A 17,794-nucleotide genomic window follows, 5' to 3' on the forward strand; every position below is an offset into this window, starting at 1 on the left:
GCTTGCGCAGCGGGCGACTGAAGATTTTTCGTCTCTTGCCGACAAGCCGGTAGCGAGGTGATATCTCCGCTCGAGACCGGCTTTCTCATCAGGACGACCCATGAACAACGTATCCGCCACCGACTCCTTATCGCTTCTGCTGTTCACGCTTCGCAGCGGCAAGCAGATGGCGATCAACCTGTTGAAGGTCAGCGAAATCATTCCGACGCCCTCGCTGACGCGCCTGCCTGAATCGCACCCGCATGTACGTGGTGTCGCCACGCTTCGCGGTCAGCCGTTGTCGGTGATTGATTTGAGCCTGGCCATCGGCATGGCGCCGTTGCAGGACCCCAAGGGCGGTTGTCTGATCGTCACCGAAATCAGCCGCTCCAAGCAGGGGCTGCACGTGCAATCGGTGGTGAGGATCGTACATATCCAGTCATCAAAGATTCTGCCGCCGCCCTACGGCGCACGCTCAAGCTCGTTCATCACGGGCACGGCGGATGTGGATGGGGAATTGATTCAGATCCTCGATGTGGAAAAGGTCATCCATAACATCTCGCCGATACCGGTCGAGGCCGATCTCTCCGATCTGGATGATCAGGATGCCCAGCTGCTGACCGAAACCCGTGCGCTGGTCGTCGATGACAGCCAGGTTGCCATCCACATGTCCGTCTCGGCGCTGAGCAAAATGGGCGTCACCTGCCATGCGGTGCGCAGCGCCCGAGAGGCATTCGAGAAACTGGACAGCCTCAAGGGCAGCTACGATGCGATCAACATGGTGGTCTCGGATATCGAGATGCCGGAAATGGATGGCTATTCGTTCACTCAGGCATTACGCAAACACCCCGATTACGCATCGCTCTATGTGCTGCTGCATACTTCGCTGGACAGCACCATTAGCACCGACAAGGCCAAGGCCGCCGGCGCCAACGACATCCTGACAAAGTTCTCCCCACCGGAAATGGCCAAATGCATGCTGCGCGCTGCGCGGGTCATTCACCAGGGTGAAGAGTCCTCCGTCGCCTGACCTGCTCGCGCATTCTGATGCGCTTCCGCTCTGTAGGCGCGAGCTTGCTCGCGATCACCTCTAGCCGGTGCGTATCCGATCGCGAGCAAACGCTATATACAACGCGGAGTCTGATGAGGCGCGCCACCGTTCAGGTGGCGGATTTACCGAAGGTCGCGTCACGCGTGTTGACGTACAGGGCATAGAGCGAATGGCTGCTGGCCATGAACAGGCGGTTGCCCTTAGCCCCGCCGAAGCACAGGTTGGCGCAGCGTTCCGGTAGCCGAATCTTGCCAATGGCCTTGCCCTGCGGGTTGAATATCATCACGCCATCGAGATCGGCCGTCACTGCTTCCGGTGCGCCCGAACTGCCCCAGCCACACCACAGGTTGCCGTCTTCGTCGCACTTGATTCCATCCAGCGCGCCATAGGCCGATGCTTCGATGTGCTTGCGACGCTCGCCCAAGGTGCCGTCGTCATTGACCGGGTAGGCCCAGACCAGGCGGTTCGGCTTTGCACGGCCTTCGACGACGTACAAGGTCTTTTGATCCGGCGAGAAGCAGAGCCCGTTGGGACCGGAGATTTGGTCGACTACGCGCGTTACGGTGCCGGTTTCCCCATCGATGCGGTAGACGGCGTCTGGCAGCTCGGTTTCGATCTTGTGCCCTTCGTAGAAATTGCTGGTCTGGAAGGGCGGGTCGGTGAACCAGATCGAGCCGTCCATGTGAACTGCCAGATCATTCGGCGAATTGAAGCGCTTGCCTTCGAATTCCTCGGCCAGCACAGTGATGCTGCCATCGGTTTCGGTGCGTGTTACACGCCGGCCTTGGCCGTTAGTAGTCGAGCCTTCGCATGTCAGCAGTCTGCCTTGAAGATCTCGCGCCAGCCCGTTGGAGTGATTGGACGGCTGGCGGTAGACGTCGAACGAACCGGTTATCTCATCCCAGCGCATGATTCGGTTTTCAGGAATATCGCTGACCAGCAGGTAGCGGCCATCGCCAATCCATACCGGCCCCTCTGCCCAGCGCATGCCGCTGGCCAGCCGCTCGACGCTGGCATTGAACAACCGATACTTGGCAAAGCTTTCATCGAGTATCTCCACCAGTTCGTCCGGGTAGCGCTGGGTCAGCGGCTCGGCAGCCACCAGGCGTGTCAGACCGAGGCTGCCAACCGAGGCAACGCCGGCCGTGACCATCAGTGAATGTTTCAGGAAGCTCCGACGGGAGTCGAGTGTCTCGTCGACTCGTGAATCGGTGATGCGTGTGGTCATGTGAAGTTTCCATTGTTGTTATTCGTATAGTCGTCGTATGACCTGGTCGAGTATTGCAGCGATATCGAGCCTGTCAACGCAGAAAAGTCGCTGTATGAGGCTCTTGAGCGTCATGGATTCAAAGGTGTCGTATGATGACTTGATAAGTCTCTTGCCCGACCCGGCGCTTCAGCACCGCGGTAGAATGGGCGTTCAAACAGGCTCGGACGGGAAACGCGGTGGATTTACAGCAGGGCTTCGTCCTGACCCGGCATTGGCGCGACACGGCAGCTGGCACAGAAGTGGAGTTCTGGGTGGCGACCGACGCCGGGCCGCGCCGACTTCGTGTCCCGTATCAGCCGTCGGTTGCGTTCGTCCCGGTGGCGCAACAGCGTAAAGCGGAAATGCTGCTCAAGGGTGAGCTCGACGTAGAGCTGCGGCCGCTGGGGCTTACCGATTTTCGACACAGGCCGGTGGTGGGCCTGTATTGCAAGCAACACCGTCAGCTGGTGACGCTGGACAAGCGACTGGGGGGGGCGGGGCTCGACGTCTATGAGGGAGACATCCGCCCACCGGAGCGTTATCTGATGGAGCGATTCATCACCGCTCCGGTCAGCTTCGTGGGTGAGCCGGACGCTGACGGTGTGCTCCTCAATGCGCAGATCAAACCGTCACCCGATTATCGACCACGGCTCAGACTGGCCTCCCTGGACATCGAAACCACCATGCGTGGTGAGCTGTACTCCATCGCGGTGGAGGGGTGCGGTCAGCGGCAGGTCTACATGCTCGGCCCAGCCAACGGCGATGCAGGCACGGTGGATTTTCAGCTCGAATACTGCGATAGCCGTCGGCAACTGGTCGAACGGCTCAATGAATGGATGGCGCTGCACGACCCGGACGCCATCATTGGCTGGAATCTGGTTCAGTTCGACTTGCGTGTGCTGCGCGAACAGGCCCAGCGTTATCAGGTCCCGCTACGCCTGGGCCGTGGCGGGGAGGAAATGGCGTGGCGCGAGCATGGCGGTCGAGGCAACCATTTTTTCGCTGCGGCAGCGGGGCGCTTGATAATCGATGGTATCGAGGCGCTGCGCTCGGCTACCTGGAGCTTCAACTCGTTCAGCTTGGAAAACGTGGCTCAAACGCTGCTCGGTGAAGGTAAGGCCATCGACACGCCTTACCACCGCATGGACGAAATCAACCGCATGTTCGCCGAGGACAAGCCGGCCTTGGCGCGCTACAACCTCAAAGACTGCGAGCTGGTTACCCGAATCTTCCACAAGACCGAACTGCTGACCTTCCTGCTCGAGCGCGCCACGGTCACTGGTCTGCCTGTGGACCGTATGGGTGGTTCGGTGGCTGCGTTCGAACATCTCTATATTCCATTGATGCACCGCCAGGGCTTCGTTGCACCGAACCTCGGCGAGCGGCCACCCGAGGCTAGCCCTGGCGGCTTCGTGATGAATTCGCAGCCGGGCCTGTACGAATCAGTGCTGGTGCTGGATTACAAAAGCCTTTACCCGTCGATCATCCGGACCTTTCTCATCGACCCGGTGGGGCTGGTCGAAGGCATGCGCCAGCCCGATGACAGCGAATCGGTTCCGGGTTTTCGCGGCGCACGCTTCTCGCGAACGCGGCATTGCCTGCCGGCGATAGTCGAGCGCGTCTGGGAAGGTCGTGAGGCGGCCAAGCGGGAAGACAACAAGCCGCTGTCCCAAGCACTGAAAATCATCATGAACGCGTTCTATGGGGTGCTCGGCTCCAGTGGTTGTCGGTTTTTCGACCCGCGCCTGGCATCGTCCATCACCTTGCGTGGCCATGAGATCATGCGGCGCACCCGCGAGCTGATCGAAGCCGAGGGCTACAGCGTGATCTACGGCGACACCGATTCGACCTTCGTCTGGCTCAAGTGCGCTCACAACGATGAGGACGCGGCGCGTATCGGCCAACGCCTGGTTCAGCAGATCAACCAGTGGTGGCGCGAGCATCTGCTGGAGGAATACGGGCTGCAAAGCGCGCTGGAACTGCAATTTGAAAACCATTTCAGACGCTTCCTGATGCCGACTATCCGTGGCGCGGAAGAGGGCAGCAAGAAACGCTACGCTGGGCTGGTCACGCGGCCCGACGGCAGTGATGGGCTGGTTTTCAAAGGATTGGAAACGGTGCGAACCGACTGGTCACCGCTGGCGCAGCAATTTCAGCAGGAGCTGTACCGGCGCATCTTCAACCGCGAACCCTATCAGGACTACGTGCGCAGCTATGTTCAACGCACGCTGGGCGGTGAGCTTGATGAGCTGCTGATCTTTCGCAAGCGCTTGCGTCGTCGTTTGGACGACTACGAACGCAACGTACCCCCGCATGTACGTGCTGCGCGGATCGCCGACGAATATAACCTGCAGCAGGGGCGTCAGCGGCAATACCAGAATGGTGGCTGGATCAGCTACGTGATCACAGTCGCCGGACCGGAGCCTTTGGAGGTCCGCCGTGCAGCCATTGATTACGACCACTACGTCTCTCGGCAGCTGAAACCGATTGCCGACGCCATCCTGCCATTCGTGAACGACTGTTTTTCCGCTTTGATCGATGAACAGCTGGGGCTGTTTTGAGGTTTAGTCAGCCGAGCTGGCTTTTCGCGAGCACCATCGCGACCCCGGAGAAATAGAGCACGATCAGCGTCACGCTCTCGAAGCCGATCTTGCCAAGGCCGTGTTTCTCTCGGCGTAACAGGCCCATCAGCAGCACAGCTGTCATGAGGATCGACAGCGCCACCCAAAGCAGAACGCTGCTCGATATATGGTGGTAGATCGAGCCGTCTCGATAGGCGACATCCGAAGCCGCGACGAACAGGGTGTCGAACGCATTACCTCCGATGATCCCGCCCACGGCCAGGGTCAAAGCGCCTCGCTTGACCGCGGCAACCGAGGTAACCAGCTCCGGCAGGGAGGTCACCACAGCGGTCATCAGGACCCCTACAGCCGCTTCGCTGAGCCATGTGCGGGCTGCTATTCCGCTTGCCGAGGCTTCCAGCAGCCAGCCGCTGATGCCGAGTATCCCGGCCATGATCACGAATCGGATCCAAAGCGAAGCCAGCGAGTGTTCCGATGGTCCCTCATCCGGTGTGTCTTCACGGGTTTCCCGCGTTCGGGCCGGAAGCCACATGGCTTCACGTTGACCTTTGGCTATCACGCGTAAACCGTAGAGATAGCCGATCAGCAGCAGCGGGGTAACTGGATGAATGCTCCAGACGGCTACATCTGGTGAGAAGGCGCCAACGAGAATCAGTGATAGCAGGCACAAGACCAAAGTGCCTTGCATGAGATTTCCCATCGAAGCGGCCGCGTGCTCAAGATTGACCCGTCGCAACGCAAGGTCGGCAACCGTAAGAAACAGCGTCTGCACCGCGATGCCACCGAGGGCGTTGCTCATCGCCAGTTCCGGTTGTCCCTGCCAGGCTGCGGTAATCGACAGGACGATGCCAGACAGCGACGTCGCCATTCCCAGCAGAATCGCGCCCGCCATCGCTTCGCCCATGCCTGTTCGATCAGCAAGTTCATCGACGACCTTGGTCAGACGGGTCCCTACGACGCCAATCACCACCGCGCAGGCGATCAGGAGGCCCACGCTTGTCGGCAGATCCATTGCGTCTAGATCAAGCAAACAGTTTCTCTCCGGAATGCCCGCTTCGGTGCGGGGGATAGAAACTGTAGAGACAGTCGAGCGGTCAGAGTTCAGCAGTCGGCCAATTCGGCAGCTCAGCCGTGCTTGCGTGCGTTGTATTGTCGAGCGAGGCGGTCAGCCGGAACGCCGCAGGCGAACTTCAGCGCCAGGATGCGGTTGCGTAGAGAACGCTGCCACCAGCCGTCGCGTTGCCAGCGACGAGGGTCGACTCGAACACCGTCATCCAAGCGTACGAATCTACCCTGTCGACGGAGCTTTTTCACCAGCTCCACTTCCTCAAACAGCTGCCAAGGGCTGTGCTGACCGCAGATCTGATACTGCGCGGCGTCGACGAACAGTCCTTGGTCGCCATACGGCACGCCGAGGCGGCAGCGCCAGTTGATCAAGCGTTCGAGCACGGAGCCCTGCCAGCTGGGTGCACCAGCGAAGCGGAACCGAAAGTAGCCGCCCACAGCTCCGTTGCCTGTGGCGGCCAGCATCGCGCCCAGCGGCTCGCCTGCTAGTTCGGCGTCAGCGTGAAGGAACCACAACAGCGGGTAGCGGGCATGGCTGGCGCCGAGCCTTAACTGCTTACCGCGACAGGGCTCGGACGGCAGCCAGTGGGCGGCGAAACGCTCGCACAGCTGCTTGCAGGTTTCGCTATTGGCCCCGTCCACGACGATTATTTCACCAGGAACAGCCGCGGTAATGAATACGCAGACCAGACGGTCCAACAGTCGCGCCAATGCGCGCTCATCCCGCCAACAGGGGATGATTACGCTGATTGATCGGTGGTTACGCATTGCTCTGAATCTGTAAGTGATCCAGCAGGCGGCGTCGCGCGGGGCGGGGATCGTTCGTCAAGGCTTCTTGAAGCAATGGCAGATCGGCCGCGATGTCGATATCAAAGGACTCGCCAGCAACGGCAACCCGCTGCCCCGCCAGTCGACACAGCTGTGCTAGTGCAGCCCCCAGATCACCAGTGCTCCAGGGAAGTGAAGTAAGGTCGGGCCAGGGCTGATTCGAGGCCATCAGCACGACGCCGCCATCACGTGCATTGAGCAGAACGGTGTCGAAGTCCTGAAGGAGGCTTTTGACGTTGCGGTAGTCGCCCGGCGTCAGAGCAGGGCAATCGCTGCCAATGAACATCAGCTGACGCATGCCTTGATTGCGTAGGTTGATGTCCAGCGCGTTTAGACGCTGGCCCAGGTTGCCTTCCGCTTGCGCTAAGCAGTGGGCGCCTGGGGCCAGTGAGCGCGCCCATTCCAGGTGCACAGAGTTGTCAGGCGCGATAACGCTTGCGCCGGGCCACTGGCACAGGTCCTCCAAAGCGCACTCGAGTAACGCGTTCGCCAATATTAGCGCACGCTCCTTACCCAGCGTCGCTGCCAATCGCTGCTTGGCGTGACCGAGGGCTGGTCGCTTGCACAACAGGACCAGGCCGGGCACGGCGGCGTCAGGCGCATCGGCAGGCAAGGCACGGCTGTTCACCATCTGGTTTCCACCAATAGCTTTCGAATCTTCACTGATGATCTGACTCAGCGCCGCGACCAGCGTTGCCGATACAAGGCCAGTTCATGACAGTCAGGCTATTGATACCACCCACGGGAACATATGTGCCCAAAGGAAAGTTATACATAAGCGTATTTAAAACTTGAAGTTATTCGTATGCGTAGTAGCCTATAGCTAGTTTCAACTCACCAGGCGGAGTCCACATGAAGCTCGAACAGGCGGTCAGCAAGCCCGACATTACCTCGCCCGACGCGGGCCGAGTGGCGCTGACGTTCTTCTTCAATCTGATGGGATTGTGGAAGTGCAGCGCCGAACAACAGCGGGTGCTCCTGGGGTCGGTCGGTAATACCACTTACTTCAAATACAAGAAACTGCCGGAAGTGCGTTTGCCACGTGACACGCTGGAGCGCATTTCCTATCTGATGGGGATTCACAAGGCGCTGCGGATCATCTTCAGCAACAAGAGCGAGCGCGCCTATGAGTGGGTGCACAAAGCCAACGATGCTGCACCGTTCAATGGCAAAAGCGCACTGGACTACATGTTGGGTGGTCAGGTTGTCGATCTGGCGGACGTGCGCCGTTATCTGGACGGGGTTCGGGGCTGATGCCGCCGCCATCGGTATTGCCGGCCTGGCGAAAGGCTTATCGGCTGGTCAACAGTTCGTTTCCCCCGCTCGGCGTGTTTGAAGACACGCTCGATCCCGATGACCTGGACATGGCGTTTGCCATCGAGGCGATGACCAACGACCGGCTTCGTGAAGAGGCGGGAATGCTGCAGCGCGTGGCACCGGGCGACCGGGTCAGCGGGCCGGGCTCGACGGCAGTGATGGCCGCGTTCACCCATATCGGCAATCCAAGTCGGTTTAGTGACGGCACCTATGGTGTCTATTACTGCGCCAGTTCGGTCGATGCCGCGATTGCCGAAACCAAATTTCACCAGGAGCGCTTCCTCGCCGCGACCCGTGAAGCCAACGTCGAAATCACCATGCGCGCCTACGTCAACAAGGTGATCAAGCCGGTGTTAGACGTACGCGACCATCCTGAACTCCATCAACCGGACCTGACCACTTACGTTGCCAGTCAGGCTTTCGCACGTGAGCATCGCGACGGCAAGACCTGGGGGCTGCTCTATCGAAGCGTGAGGCTGGAAGGGCATGAGTGTGTCGCAGCCTTTCGTCCGCAGGCGGTTTCGCTCCCTGTACAAGGTGCGCATTTTCGCTATGTCTGGGACGCCAAGATGGGCGCGATCACCCACGTGATGGAACTGACCGAGGTCAAAGTCTGAGATCAGAGGGCTCTTGAGCCGGATCAAGTCCGTCAAAGGCTGAGCTGGTTAGCCTGACCGCTCATTTCCATGCGACGACCGAGGCCTGCGATGGCCAAGAAATTTCCGCTGAACCCGCCGCACCCCGAGCGCATCTGCTGGGGGTGCGATCGCTATTGCCCCGCCGACTCGCTGGCCTGCGGCAACGGTGCAGGCCGAACCCAGCATCCAGCTGAAATGATGGGGGACGATTGGTACAAGTTCGGCGACTGGGAAGACCTGATCGCGACCGACAAGCATGAAACAAAGCACTGACGCGCGCTGCCGGCGTTGCGGCCCGATCAGCCAGCAGCAGACGTCGCTGTCTGATCGAGCATCTGCCGCACTTTACCGAGCAGCTCGCCAATCTGGAACGGCTTGACCACCATATCCATTCCGGCGGCGAGAAAGCGATCGCGGCGGACCGCGTTTTCCGCGTAACCCGTCATGAACAACACGGGTAGAGCAGGGCGATGCGCTCGCGCTGCGTCAGCCAGCTCCCGTCCGGAAAGCTGAGGAAGCCCCACGTCGGTCAACAGCAAATTGACGCTGGGGTCGTCCTGCAGCACTGACAATGCGGTAGCGACGTCACCGGCTTCACTGCATCGATAGCCAGCCTCGCTCAGCATCTCAGCGACCAGCATACGGACGGCCGGCATGTCCTCGACGATGAGAACATGCTCCCCGTTGCCCTGCGGCAGGTCATTGCCCGAGGCGATGACCGTTTGGGTGGTAACGGCGGCTGCTGGAAGCACCAGCGAGACTTCGGTGCCCTCACCGACAACGCTGCTCAGCCTGGCTTCGCCGCCGGATTGCCGGGCGAATCCATAAATCGATGACAAACCCAGGCCGGTACCTTGGCCAAGCGGTTTCGTGGTGAAGAAGGGGTCGAAGACCTTGCCAAGGATATCCGGTGCGATGCCGGTACCATCATCCTTCACGGTCAGCACGACATAGTTTCCGTCAGCCAGGTCTGGATCATGCTCAGACCGTAAGGCAGCTGTGCGGATGGTGATATTGCCGCCACGGGGCAGGGCATCGCGCGCATTGATGACCAGATTGAGGATGGCGCTTTCAAGCTGATTCGCATCGACCTGGGCCACCGCGCTTTGCTCAGACAGCTCCAGATTCAGCGATATGTGCTCGCCGATGGTTCGCTGCAGCAGCTCTTCGAGCGAGCGGATCTGGTCGTTGAGGTTTGCCGGACGCGCATCCAGCGGTTGCTGCCGGGCGAAGGCCAATAGACGGTTGGTCATCGACGCGGCACTGCGAGCCGAGTTGAGCGCTGTATCGGCAAAACGCAGGACGGCATCGGTGCGGCCTTCTTGCAGGCGCTTCTTGAGCAGTTCGATGCCAGTAATGATACCGGTCAGCAGGTTGTTGAAGTCGTGCGCGATGCCACCGGTCAGTTTGCCCAGCGCGTCCATCTTCTGCGCCTGCATCAGCTGCCCTTCGGTGCGGACGCGCTCGGCGACTTCGCGAGCAAGCTCGTTGTTGGCGTTGTCGAGTTGCTGCCGTTGCGATCGCTCGCGTTGACGCTGTTCGGTAATGTCTTCGATGACCACCAGGCCGAGTTCAGACGATCTGTAGGGTGAAACCTGCCACTTGGTTTCGCGATGCTCGCCCGCCACATGCATGATCAAGGTGTCATGCCAGCGGGAGCCACTCGCCAGACTGTCCCGCAGCGTCTGCAACTTGGCGTCTTGCCCCTCGGCAAGGCTCGCAGTCAATGCGGTTGGTTCCGGTTGATCGCGGAGCAACAGGGAAAGCGCACGGTTGCTTTCATGGATCCGCAACTGTGGGTCGATAACCGCAATTGGCGCCGACACCTGGGAGAAAATCTCACGAAACCGCGCCTCGCTTTCACGTAGCGCATGCTCGGTATCTCGCACACGCAACAGCGTACGCAGGGTAGCCAGGAGCACGTCCGGGTCGACCGGATGGATGAGATAGGCGTCGGCTCCTGCATCCAGGCCGGTAATGATGTCGCCGGTCTGGATCGATGCTGCGGAAACGTGAATCACCGGAAGCAGACGCGTGCGGTCATCGGTTCGCAGCTGGCGCACGATATCGAAGCCGCTCATGTCGGGGAGATTCACGTCGAGGATCAGCGCGTCTATTTCCCCGGAGGCGATCAGGCCCAGTCCTTCGGTGCCCGTTCCGGCTTCGAGCGCGGCGTAACCGTGGCGCTCCAGCACCCGGCGTATTGCATAGCGGGTCGCAGCATTGTCGTCGACGATCAGCAGCCGGCTTTTATGCTCCATCTGGGCGCTCCGTGGAAATCGCGACGGGAATGACTACGTAGAATGTCGATCCCACCCCCGGCTTGCTGTCGACACCAACGCGGCCACCCAGCAGCTCGGCGAAGCGTTTGCACAGCGACAGCCCCAGGCCGGTGCCACGAAGGCGCTTCTGCAACGGGGTATCGATCTGGACGAAGTCTTCGAACAGATTGACGTGCATGTCTTCCGGAATACCGATGCCTGTGTCCGTCACGGCGAAGCGAACCTCGCCGTCGCCTTCGGCACAGGCGGAAATACGCACCTCGCCGTTCTGGGTGAACTTGAGCGCATTGGAAATGAAATTGCGCAGGATCTGCGCGAGCTTCTTGTCGTCCGTATAGAGCCGTGGCATGTGTTGCGGCTCTTCGAAGATCAGGTCCACCGCGTTGGCGTCGACGATCGGGCGAAACATCCCGCGCAACGCAGCGAACAGGTCCAACATGTCGAACCAGGCCGGGGAAATGGTGATGCGACCTGCTTCGATCTTGGCCAGATCGAGCAGATCATCGACCATGTCGCTGAGCTCGCCGGCTGCGCCACTGATGAACAGCACCTGTTTGTGCTGTTCCGGGCTGAGCGGACCGTCAAGCTCATCGCTGAGCAGACGGGTAATACTGCGAATGGAGCCCAGCGGCGTACGGAACTCGTGGCTCATGTACGACAAAAAGCGACTTTTCAGATCTGAGGCCTGACGCAACTGCTCGGCCTGGGTGTCGAGTTCGGCATAAAGCGCGAGGACGCCCTGGTTGGTTTCTTCGAGTTCGGCGCGTAAGAGGTCGTTCTCGTTGCGCAGCTGGTCAATAAGATCGTTCGTGTTCGAGTCAGTCAACGATTGCCTCCAGCGCAATCACCATGACGGTCACGTCGTCGCGGCCACGGCAGAAGTCGCGGTGTAACAGCGCAGCGATAATGGCCGGGTGACGATGCACCAGACCAGGGTAGTCGCGCAGGTCCCAACGCGACTGTAGCCCATCGCTAAACATGACCAGAAGCTGCCGCGAGTCGATGGGGTAGTCGAACGCAACGGCCTTGCGAAATTGAGAACCAACGATGCCAGGATGAGACGCCATGCCGCGACTCTTTTCGGATGTCAGCAGGCAAGCCCCGATGTTGCCAATTCCGGCGAAACGCACCTTGCCAGCGTCGAACAACGAGATGGCTGCTGCGCCACCGCGTGTGCCGATCATCGCCTGGTGCAGGTCGAGCATGCTGATCGCTGGGTCGGCAAACGGGGTCTCGGCAAAAGCGGCAGCACCGGCCAGACCGGCCTCCTCAGCATCTTCACCATGTCCGATGCCGTCGATGACCAGCGCACTAAGCTTTGAGCCATCTATAGCCAGGTGCCAGACGTCACCGCAGGCCGGGTCGTCCTTTAGCGAATGCTGACTGACCCCGAACCGAAGTGGCAGCGCCGAAACGCGACGAGGGTACAGCTGCGCCAGCACTACCGAGCCTCTGCTGTCGGAATAAATATCGAACAGCTGTGTCTGCCGCGTCAACGCACCGAGCCCTGTCCCCTGAGTGCCACCGGTGGAGAACCCATCGGCCAGGCATTCGTTGGGGTTGAATCCTGGGCCACGGTCTATGGCGATCAGCTCGATTCCTTGACCGCTCAGCGCCGGTAACTTGCGCAGATGCAAAGCGCCATGGTGCGCATGTTTGAGCAGGTTGGTCGCCAGCTCCGTTGCAACCAGTGCGACGCGACCGGCATCGGTCTTGTCGAACGCAAGCTCGACGGCCAGTGATTGTGCGACGCGCCGCGCATGGCCGATCTGGCTTTCGTCTTCAATCGGCAGAACGGTGGTGACGGACCCCTGGATGTTCATGACCATTTGGTAATGCTGATGCGTGTGCCGATGCCCGGTGTACTGTCGAGTTCGAAGTCGTCCACCAGACGCCTGGCGCCGGTCAGCCCGAGCCCGAGGCCGCCGCCAGAGGTCCAGCCATCGGTTAGCGCCAGTTTGATGTCAGCGATGCCTGGTCCCTCGTCACGAAAGGTCAGGCGAATGCCGGTCCGCGGGCCTTCATCCAGTACCTCCCAGTCCATATCGCCACCGCCGCCGTAGACGACGGTGTTACGGGCCAATTCGCTGACCGCGGTGACGAGCTTGGTCTGGTCGATCAAGCGCATGCCACAGTCTTGCGCCAGTTTGCGAACCGCCTGGCGCGCCATGACCACGTCCTGTTCGATTCGTACCGGGGTGCTGCCGCTGGTGCGAACGGTCATTTAGCGGCCATCCGTTTATGCAGCAGCTGCATGCCTCTTTCGACGTTGAGCGCAGTGCTCACGCCTTGCAGCGTCAGCCCCAATTCGACCAGCGTGATTGCCACTGCGGGCTGCATGCCAACCACGACCGTTTCGGCGTCCATGATGCGGGATAGCCCTGAGATCGAGCTGATCATGCGGCCAATGAACGAATCGACCATGTCCAGCGCGGAGATGTCGATCAGCACCGCTTTGGCAGACGTCGAGCTGATGCGCTCGGCCAGATCGTCCTGCAGGGTCAGTGCCAATTGGTCGTGCATGTCGACCTGAATGGTGACGAGCAGAAACTCGCCCATTCGTAGTATTGGAATGCGCTCCATTACACCGCCTTGCTGACAGTCAGCCCGGAGCGACGCAGCGCAAGCGCCAGCGCATCAGCCAGAGAAGCCTTGGTGACGATGCCCTGAAGATCGAGCCCCAGGTGCACGATGGTCTGCGCGATCTGTGGCCGTACCCCACTGATGATTGCATCGGCACCCATCAGGCGAATGGCCGTGACCGTCTTCAGCAAGTGTTGGGCGACCAGTGTGTCCACAGTCGGCACGCCGGTGATGTCGATGATGGCAATTTCCGAACCGGTATCGACGATTCGTTGCAGCAGCGACTCCATTACCACCTGAGTGCGCTGAGAGTCGAGGGTGCCGATCATCGGCAGCGCGAGGACGCCGTCCCATAGCTTGACCACAGGGGTGGACAGCTCGAGCAGCTCCTCCTGCTGACGCTTGATGACTGCTTCACGGGATTTCTGGAAGGTGCGCACGGTGTGCAAGCCGAGTTGGTCGATCAGCTCGGAGAGCGTCCAGAGTTGTTCAGCAAGCAAAGCCGGCTCGTCGGCGTATTCGTCCTGCAGCAGCGGCATCAATGGGCGCTTGAACGAGAAGATGAAGCCAGCCGTTTGCTGCGAATCGAATCCCAGCAGCACGCGGCTGCGTGACAGCTGCTCGAGAAACAGGCGCATCTCTTCCCAGCTACCCGCGCGCAGATCGGTGGTTTCGGCCTGGCCAGCCCCTTCGATCAGCAAACGGATGAATTCGGCGGTCTGCTGGCGAAACTCTTCGATCTTGACGTTGCGATACATGCCGCTGGCTTCAAGCTCTCGGGTCCAGCTGTCGAGCAGCTCGTGCTGTTTCTTGGCAATTACGGAGAAGGTGCGTTGTTGCAATGAGGCCATTGGCGCGGGTCCTTGTAGGAAGTGCAGCGGTATCGAGTTTGATCCGAATTGATGGCAGGCGTTCCGGTGGGGCAGAACTGCCCCTGGCCGATCAGCGGCCAGACGGCACAAGTGTTTGAAAGCAATACAGAGCGGAACGAGCCGAGGGCGTGACCAAGCACACCCACCCGGGATGTATAGCGGGATCGAACCGTGTAGCACGCTGGTGCGGCGCTTAGCCCAGTCCTCATGACGACAAAGTGGCCGCATTTCGCCTCAAGTTCGGTCGTTCGGTCAAGTTTAATGGCGCGAACGTGACGGTTGGTCGAGGCCCATGGTCGAGTAGGTCCAAGACCGTTTGGCAGATATCCGTGCCCTCTACTCCAGCCATCCGAGACGAAACCGATACAGCGAACAGAACCAGAGCAAACAGCTCAGGCTTGGTTGCCGCTAGCAGTGCTTCATAGATGGCACTTAGCCTTCATTGGGTTTTTCAGTCAAGATCACGTTTCGTTTCTGGGAAGGAAGGCCAATGCTGGTCGGTAGCTATAACGAGATTCTCGTTTTCTTTTCGTTTGTTGTGGCCATGTTGGCCTCCTACACAGCGTTGGACATGGCAGGCCGTGTTGCGACGTCGGCTGGCCGCGCGGCGAGGTGGTGGTTACTCGGCGGTGCGTTCTCGATGGGGCTGGGAATCTGGTCGATGCACTTTATCGGCATGCTGGCCTTCGATCTGCCGATTCCGCTGGGTTATGACCCCTTGATAACGGCGGGCTCGCTACTGATCTCCATCGGCGCTTCCGCGCTGGCGCTATGGCTGGTCTGTCAAAGCGAGCTCCCCTGGAATCGTCTTGTCCAAGGTGCGCTGCTGATCGGAGCGGGTATCTCAGCGATGCATTACAGCGGGATGGCGGCGCTGCGCATACAACCCGGTATCGTCTATGACATTGCGTGGCTGATCGCTTCGGTGGTGGTCGCCGTAGTCGCGTCTGGCGCTGCCCTGTTGTTGGCCTTCCGGCTGCGGTCCAATGTGCAGCACGTGCGGATCTGGCGCGGTGCTGCGGCACTGGTGATGGGCCTGGCAATAGTTGGGATGCACTACACCGGCATGGCAGCGGCGGGCTTTCCGGAGGGGAGTTTCTGCGGGGCGGCCAACGGCGTAAATACCAACTGGCTGGCGCTACTGGTCATTGTGGTAACGCTCGCGGTGCTGGCAATCACCCTGATCGTTTCGGTGCTGGATGCGCGGCTGCAGGCTCGGACCTCGGTGTTGGCAAGCTCGTTGGAAAAAGCCAATGGCGAGCTGCTGCAGCTGGCGCTTCACGACAACCTGACCCGACTGCCGAACCGATTGTTGCTCGAGGACCGCATGAGCCAGGCTCTCAAGGTGGCGCAGCGTGAACGGTCCTGCTTCGCGGTGATGTTCATGGATCTGGACGGCTTCAAGGCGGTGAACGATGCCTATGGTCATCACCTGGGCGACCAGTTGCTGATCAGCGTGACCGAGCGCCTTCGCGCCCGCATTCGTGCCCAGGACACCTTGGCGCGACTGGGAGGAGACGAGTTCGTGCTGCTGGCGACCATCACCGATCCCAACGACGCAGCCACCCTGGCTGCCGAGCTGGTGCAGACCGTCGGCGAGCCGTTCGTCCTCTCGCGCTATGCCCTCAGCGTTTCGTTGAGCATTGGTATTGCTGTCTACCCAGGTGACGGTCAGACCGAGCGCGATCTGCTGTTGCATGCTGACGCAGCGATGTACCACACCAAAAGCGCGGGCCGAAATGGTTACAGTTTTTTCGAAGCCTCGATGAATGCCAATGCGGTTGAACAGTTGCAGCTGTTGCATGACTTGAGGCTGGCTGAATCCAACGGCGAGTTGCGCCTGCACTACCAGCCCAAGTTCGAAGCGCCGGCCGGGCCGGTGCGAGGTTTCGAGGCCTTGTTGCGCTGGCAGCATCCGCAGCGTGGCCTGCTGTCACCTGATGTCTTCCTGCCGATGGCGGAGAAGACCGGCTTGATCATCCCAATGGGTAAATGGGTACTCAATGAGGCTTGCCAGCAGCTCAGGGCGTGGCACAAGCAGGGCTTTGGTGATTGGACGATGGCGGTCAACCTTTCGGCGGTTCAGTTCGATCAACCCGACCTGGTCGGCACGGTGATCGAAGCGATCGAGCGACACGGCATTGCGCCGGAGATGCTCACCATTGAAGTGACCGAAACCGTGGCCATGCGCAGCCCGGAGACCACAATCGAAACGCTGGAAAAACTCACGCAGCTGGGCGTGAAGGCCTCCATAGATGATTTCGGCACGGGCTACTCGAGCTTGCTTTACCTCAAACGTCTGCCGGCCAGCGAGCTGAAAATCGACCGGGCTTTCGTCAAGGAGATGAGTGTCGGCAATGAAGACTCGGTCATCGTTTCGGCCATCATTGCGCTAGCCAAAGCGCTGGGCCTGGAGGTGGTAGCCGAAGGCGTCGAAACAGCCGAGCAGCAGGCATTTCTCACCCGGCTCGGTTGCGAGACACTGCAGGGCTTTCTCCTGGACAGACCGATGACGCCAGAACAAATTCTGGAACGCACTGGTCAGTCCGAGTTTGCCCCTTCGGCATTCCAACCATCCGAGCCTGAGCGAGTCGTCGAACCGAGTTGAGTTCCGCTCGATTCGCTCTAATCAGAACCAGCGGTCGTTACGCTTGCGACCGCGGGTCATGGCGGGAAGTATCAGGCCCACCAGCAGTCCGGCGCCAGCAATGCTGCCGCCATAGACCATGTAGCGCATCAGTACCTGATTGTTCTCGTCGCCCAGGCGCGCCTCGGCTTCGCGCAGGTCGGATTCGGTGGCCGTCAGCGCTTGATCCAAAGCCTTGCGTCGTGCCTCCAGTTCATCGATGAGCGCCTTGCGCGAATCAAGGGTTTCTTGCATGCCCTGAACGCGGGTTTTCCAGGATTCGTCGATGGTTTTCAGTTCTTCGCTGAGCTCGGCAACCTGCTGCTCGAGCTGCGGCACACGTTCGGCCTGACCCGGGAGTTCCTGCAGATCGCTGCTGCGAATCCAGACGCGATCGCCGTTCTCGCCGCGTACCTGGCTGTAGTCACCGCTGGTATCCAGCAGCTCCACCTTCTGGCCTGAGGTGAGGCTGCCAACGATGCGATACCCATCAGTAGGGCCGCTGCGTACGTAGGTGGAGAGCGTGTCGCTGACCCAGCGATCATTGGTCGCCTGTTGAGCGTGAGCTGGCGCGATGACTGCCAGCAACGTACCGACTAGGCCGGCTTTGTAGGCACGGCGCTGAACAACGGTCCAGTTGATACGGGATAGGAGTGCAACGAGATGACGAGATAAGGGCATGAATAATGTTCGCGCTGGCAAAGATGAAGGCCCCGGTGAAC

General features: G+C 60.1%; 17 protein-coding genes. 6 read left to right on the forward strand and 11 right to left on the reverse strand.

The features are described from left to right. The first annotated feature begins 100 nt into the window (after window positions 1-100). On the forward strand, window positions 101-1,009 hold the full coding sequence (locus JQR87_RS08865) for a chemotaxis protein CheV (RefSeq protein WP_407290837.1): 909 nt from the start codon (window positions 101-103) through the stop codon (window positions 1,007-1,009). Window positions 1,010-1,139: 130 nt separating this feature from the next. Here JQR87_RS08865 and JQR87_RS08870 read toward each other — a convergent pair whose 3' ends face one another. After that, entirely contained in the window at window positions 1,140-2,258 is a 1,119-nt protein-coding gene (locus JQR87_RS08870; protein WP_407290835.1) for an SMP-30/gluconolactonase/LRE family protein, read from the reverse strand. Between the two features lie 218 nt (window positions 2,259-2,476). Here JQR87_RS08870 and JQR87_RS08875 point away from each other — a divergent pair, with 218 nt between their 5' ends. Beyond that, window positions 2,477-4,840 carry a DNA polymerase II gene (locus JQR87_RS08875; RefSeq protein ID WP_407290834.1) on the forward strand — a complete coding sequence of 788 codons (2,364 nt, stop codon included), beginning with the start codon at window positions 2,477-2,479 and terminating at the stop codon, window positions 4,838-4,840. 7 nt (window positions 4,841-4,847) lie between these two features. Here the strand turns inward: JQR87_RS08875 and JQR87_RS08880 are convergent, their stop codons facing one another. The 3 genes from JQR87_RS08880 to JQR87_RS08890 form a co-directional block, all read right to left on the reverse strand. Continuing rightward, window positions 4,848-5,891: a sodium:calcium antiporter gene (locus JQR87_RS08880; RefSeq protein WP_407290833.1), complete on the reverse strand. Its 1,044-nt coding sequence runs from the start codon at window positions 5,889-5,891 to the stop codon at window positions 4,848-4,850. A gap of 95 nt (window positions 5,892-5,986) precedes the next feature. Continuing rightward, complete coding sequence (locus JQR87_RS08885) at window positions 5,987-6,694, reverse strand: glycosyltransferase (RefSeq protein ID WP_407290832.1); 708 nt, start codon at window positions 6,692-6,694, stop codon at window positions 5,987-5,989. Beyond that, window positions 6,687-7,385, reverse strand: coding sequence for a DUF2064 domain-containing protein (locus JQR87_RS08890; protein ID WP_407290830.1), 699 nt, complete (start codon window positions 7,383-7,385; stop codon window positions 6,687-6,689). The genes JQR87_RS08885 and JQR87_RS08890 overlap by 8 nt, the downstream gene beginning before the upstream one ends. 221 nt (window positions 7,386-7,606) lie before the next feature. Here JQR87_RS08890 and JQR87_RS08895 point away from each other — a divergent pair, with 221 nt between their 5' ends. From JQR87_RS08895 to JQR87_RS08905, 3 genes are all read left to right on the forward strand, one after another. After that, window positions 7,607-8,008 (forward strand): MbcA/ParS/Xre antitoxin family protein, encoded by a 402-nt coding sequence (locus JQR87_RS08895; RefSeq protein ID WP_407290828.1) that lies wholly within the window; start codon window positions 7,607-7,609, stop codon window positions 8,006-8,008. Next, the gene (locus JQR87_RS08900) at window positions 8,008-8,688 is read left to right on the forward strand and encodes an RES family NAD+ phosphorylase (protein ID WP_407290826.1); all 681 of its coding nucleotides are present in this window, start codon (window positions 8,008-8,010) and stop codon (window positions 8,686-8,688) included. The genes JQR87_RS08895 and JQR87_RS08900 overlap by 1 nt, the downstream gene beginning before the upstream one ends. A gap of 90 nt (window positions 8,689-8,778) precedes the next feature. Further along, complete coding sequence (locus tag JQR87_RS08905) at window positions 8,779-8,982, forward strand: DUF3079 domain-containing protein (protein ID WP_407290824.1); 204 nt, start codon at window positions 8,779-8,781, stop codon at window positions 8,980-8,982. A gap of 26 nt (window positions 8,983-9,008) precedes the next feature. Here JQR87_RS08905 and JQR87_RS08910 read toward each other — a convergent pair whose 3' ends face one another. Genes JQR87_RS08910 through JQR87_RS08935 form a run of 6 tightly spaced genes read right to left on the reverse strand, consistent with a single transcriptional unit; the run spans window position 9,009 to window position 14,425 of the window. Then, the gene (locus JQR87_RS08910; protein ID WP_407290823.1) at window positions 9,009-10,970 is read right to left on the reverse strand and encodes a response regulator; all 1,962 of its coding nucleotides are present in this window, start codon (window positions 10,968-10,970) and stop codon (window positions 9,009-9,011) included. Further along, on the reverse strand, window positions 10,960-11,817 hold the full coding sequence (locus tag JQR87_RS08915; RefSeq protein ID WP_407290821.1) for a sensor histidine kinase: 858 nt from the start codon (window positions 11,815-11,817) through the stop codon (window positions 10,960-10,962). Before JQR87_RS08915 ends, JQR87_RS08910 begins: the two co-directional genes overlap by 11 nt. Beyond that, complete coding sequence (locus tag JQR87_RS08920) at window positions 11,810-12,814, reverse strand: ATP-binding protein (protein ID WP_407290820.1); 1,005 nt, start codon at window positions 12,812-12,814, stop codon at window positions 11,810-11,812. Before JQR87_RS08920 ends, JQR87_RS08915 begins: the two co-directional genes overlap by 8 nt. Beyond that, window positions 12,811-13,215, reverse strand: coding sequence for an anti-sigma regulatory factor (locus tag JQR87_RS08925; protein WP_407290818.1), 405 nt, complete (start codon window positions 13,213-13,215; stop codon window positions 12,811-12,813). The genes JQR87_RS08920 and JQR87_RS08925 overlap by 4 nt, the downstream gene beginning before the upstream one ends. Beyond that, window positions 13,212-13,574 carry an STAS domain-containing protein gene (locus JQR87_RS08930; protein WP_407290817.1) on the reverse strand — a complete coding sequence of 121 codons (363 nt, stop codon included), beginning with the start codon at window positions 13,572-13,574 and terminating at the stop codon, window positions 13,212-13,214. Before JQR87_RS08930 ends, JQR87_RS08925 begins: the two co-directional genes overlap by 4 nt. Then, on the reverse strand, window positions 13,574-14,425 hold the full coding sequence (locus tag JQR87_RS08935) for an STAS domain-containing protein (protein ID WP_407290815.1): 852 nt from the start codon (window positions 14,423-14,425) through the stop codon (window positions 13,574-13,576). Before JQR87_RS08935 ends, JQR87_RS08930 begins: the two co-directional genes overlap by 1 nt. 511 nt (window positions 14,426-14,936) lie before the next feature. Here JQR87_RS08935 and JQR87_RS08940 point away from each other — a divergent pair. After that, the gene (locus tag JQR87_RS08940) at window positions 14,937-17,054 is read left to right on the forward strand and encodes a putative bifunctional diguanylate cyclase/phosphodiesterase (protein WP_407290814.1); all 2,118 of its coding nucleotides are present in this window, start codon (window positions 14,937-14,939) and stop codon (window positions 17,052-17,054) included. Between the two features lie 21 nt (window positions 17,055-17,075). On the opposite strand, the gene JQR87_RS08945 is transcribed toward JQR87_RS08940, so the two are convergent. Then, window positions 17,076-17,753 carry a TIGR04211 family SH3 domain-containing protein gene (locus JQR87_RS08945; protein ID WP_407290812.1) on the reverse strand — a complete coding sequence of 226 codons (678 nt, stop codon included), beginning with the start codon at window positions 17,751-17,753 and terminating at the stop codon, window positions 17,076-17,078. Between the last annotated feature and the right edge of the window lie 41 nt (window positions 17,754-17,794).

Origin of the sequence: Stutzerimonas stutzeri (genome assembly GCF_051028275.1) — a bacterium.
Classification (GTDB): Bacteria; Pseudomonadota; Gammaproteobacteria; order Pseudomonadales; family Pseudomonadaceae; genus Stutzerimonas; species Stutzerimonas stutzeri_AS.

Coding starts and splice junctions, on each gene's coding strand:
- JQR87_RS08865 (WP_407290837.1), top strand. CDS start 101: ATGAACAACGTATCCGCCACCGACTCCTTATCGCTTCTGCTGTTCACG.
- JQR87_RS08870 (WP_407290835.1), bottom strand. CDS start 2,258: ATGACCACACGCATCACCGATTCACGAGTCGACGAGACACTCGACTCC.
- JQR87_RS08885 (WP_407290832.1), bottom strand. CDS start 6,694: ATGCGTAACCACCGATCAATCAGCGTAATCATCCCCTGTTGGCGGGAT.
- JQR87_RS08890 (WP_407290830.1), bottom strand. CDS start 7,385: ATGGTGAACAGCCGTGCCTTGCCTGCCGATGCGCCTGACGCCGCCGTG.
- JQR87_RS08895 (WP_407290828.1), top strand. CDS start 7,607: ATGAAGCTCGAACAGGCGGTCAGCAAGCCCGACATTACCTCGCCCGAC.
- JQR87_RS08900 (WP_407290826.1), top strand. CDS start 8,008: ATGCCGCCGCCATCGGTATTGCCGGCCTGGCGAAAGGCTTATCGGCTG.
- JQR87_RS08905 (WP_407290824.1), top strand. CDS start 8,779: ATGGCCAAGAAATTTCCGCTGAACCCGCCGCACCCCGAGCGCATCTGC.
- JQR87_RS08910 (WP_407290823.1), bottom strand. CDS start 10,970: ATGGAGCATAAAAGCCGGCTGCTGATCGTCGACGACAATGCTGCGACC.
- JQR87_RS08920 (WP_407290820.1), bottom strand. CDS start 12,814: ATGAACATCCAGGGGTCCGTCACCACCGTTCTGCCGATTGAAGACGAA.
- JQR87_RS08925 (WP_407290818.1), bottom strand. CDS start 13,215: ATGACCGTTCGCACCAGCGGCAGCACCCCGGTACGAATCGAACAGGAC.
- JQR87_RS08930 (WP_407290817.1), bottom strand. CDS start 13,574: ATGGAGCGCATTCCAATACTACGAATGGGCGAGTTTCTGCTCGTCACC.
- JQR87_RS08935 (WP_407290815.1), bottom strand. CDS start 14,425: ATGGCCTCATTGCAACAACGCACCTTCTCCGTAATTGCCAAGAAACAG.
- JQR87_RS08940 (WP_407290814.1), top strand. CDS start 14,937: ATGCTGGTCGGTAGCTATAACGAGATTCTCGTTTTCTTTTCGTTTGTT.
- JQR87_RS08945 (WP_407290812.1), bottom strand. CDS start 17,753: ATGCCCTTATCTCGTCATCTCGTTGCACTCCTATCCCGTATCAACTGG.